Annotated in this window: 1 rRNA gene; it reads left to right on the forward strand. The window is 53.6% G+C overall.

Annotated features, from left to right (window positions below):
* Nucleotides 1-2,387, forward strand: a 23S ribosomal RNA gene (locus MW695_RS22080); the annotation flags it as partial.

Raw genomic sequence — 2,387 nt, forward strand, 5'->3', positions numbered from 1 at the left:
GGGAGGACCATCTCCCAAGGCTAAATACTCCCTAGTGACCGATAGTGAACCAGTACCGTGAGGGAAAGGTGAAAAGCACCCCGGGAGGGGAGTGAAAGAGATCCTGAAACCGTGTGCCTACAACTAGTTGGAGCCCATTAACGGGTGACAGCGTGCCTTTTGTAGAATGAACCGGCGAGTTACGATCCCGTGCAAGGTTAAGCCGATAAGGCGGAGCCGTAGCGAAAGCGAGTCTTAATTAGGGCGAATGAGTACGTGGTCGTAGACCCGAAACCGTGTGATCTACCCATGTCCAGGGTGAAGTTCAGGTAACACTGAATGGAGGCCCGAACCCACGCATGTTGAAAAATGCGGGGATGAGGTGTGGGTAGGGGTGAAATGCCAATCGAACTCGGAAATAGCTGGTTCTCCCCGAAATAGCTTTAGGGCTAGCCTCGAGGGAAGAGTCTTGGAGGTAGAGCACTGATTGGACTAGGGGTCCCCACAGGATTACCGAATTCAGTCAAACTCCGAATGCCAAAGACTTATCCTCGGGAGTCAGACTGCGAGTGCTAAGATCCGTAGTCAAGAGGGAAACAGCCCAGACCATCAGCTAAGGTCCCCAAGTATACGTTAAGTGGAAAAGGATGTGGAGTTGCCCAGACAACCAGGATGTTGGCTTAGAAGCAGCCACCATTTAAAGAGTGCGTAATAGCTCACTGGTCGAGTGACTCTGCGCCGAAAATGTACCGGGGCTAAACGTATCACCGAAGCTATGGATTGACACCGTTGGTGTCAGTGGTAGGGGAGCGTTCTAAGTGCTGCGAAGTCAGACCGAGAGGACTGGTGGAGCGCTTAGAAGTGAGAATGCCGGTATGAGTAGCGATAAGAGGGGTGAGAATCCCCTCCGTCGAAAGCCCAAGGTTTCCTGAGGAAGGCTCGTCCGCTCAGGGTCAGTCGGGACCTAAGCCGAGGCCGAAAGGCGTAGGCGATGGACAACAGGTTGATATTCCTGTACCACCTCCTCACCGTTTGAGCAATGGGGGGACGCAGAAAGGTAGGGTAAGCGCGGCATTGGATGTCCGCGTCCAAGCAGGTAGGCTGAGAAGTAGGCAAATCCGCTTCTCATAAAGGCTGAGCTGTGATGGCGAGGGAAATAATAGTACCGAAGTTCCTGATCCTACACTGCCTAGAAAAGCCTCTAGCGAGGTGAGAGGTGCCCGTACCGCAAACCGACACAGGTAGGCGAGAAGAGAATTCTAAGACGCTCGGGAGAACTCTCGTTAAGGAACTCGGCAAAATGACCCCGTAACTTCGGGAGAAGGGGTGCTCTATTAAGGTGAATAGCCTGAGAGAGCCGCAGTGAAAAGATCCAAGCGACTGTTTAGCAAAAACACAGGTCTCTGCGAAGCCGCAAGGCGAAGTATAGGGGCTGACACCTGCCCGGTGCTGGAAGGTTAAGAGGAGGGGTTAGAGTCACAGACTCGAAGCTCTGAATTGAAGCCCCAGTAAACGGCGGCCGTAACTATAACGGTCCTAAGGTAGCGAAATTCCTTGTCGGGTAAGTTCCGACCCGCACGAATGGTGTAACGATTTGGATACTGTCTCAACGAGAGACCCGGTGAAATTATAGTACCTGTGAAGATGCAGGTTACCCGCGACAGGACGGAAAGACCCCATGGAGCTTTACTGTAGCTTGATATTGGATGTTGGTACAGTTTGTACAGGATAGGTAGGAGCCTTGGAAGCGTGAGCGCCAGCTTACGTGGAGGCGTCGGTGGGATACTACCCTGACTGTGCTGACATTCTAACCTCGGACCGTGATCCGGTTCAGGGACAGTGTCAGGTGGGCAGTTTGACTGGGGCGGTCGCCTCCTAAACAGTAACGGAGGCGCCCAAAGGTTCCCTCAGAATGGTTGGAAATCATTCGTAGAGTGCAAAGGCAAAAGGGAGCTTGACTGCGAGACCTACAAGTCGAGCAGGGACGAAAGTCGGGCTTAGTGATCCGGTGGTACCGCATGGAAGGGCCATCGCTCAACGGATAAAAGCTACCCTGGGGATAACAGGCTTATCTCCCCCAAGAGTCCACATCGACGGGGAGGTTTGGCACCTCGATGTCGGCTCATCGCATCCTGGGGCTGAAGTAGGTCCCAAGGGTTGGGCTGTTCGCCCATTAAAGCGGTACGCGAGCTGGGTTCAGAACGTCGTGAGACAGTTCGGTCCCTATCCGTCGCGGGCGTAGGAAATTTGAGAGGAGCTGTCCTTAGTACGAGAGGACCGGGATGGACACACCGCTGGTGTACCAGTTGTTCCGCCAGGAGCATCGCTGGGTAGCTACGTGTGGACGGGATAAGTGCTGAAAGCATCTAAGCATGAAGCCCCCCTCAAGATGAGATTTCCCATGGAGT

Source organism: Halalkalibacter sp. APA_J-10(15), assembly GCF_023017105.1.
Taxonomy (GTDB): Bacteria; Bacillota; Bacilli; order Bacillales; family Bacillaceae_D; genus Halalkalibacter.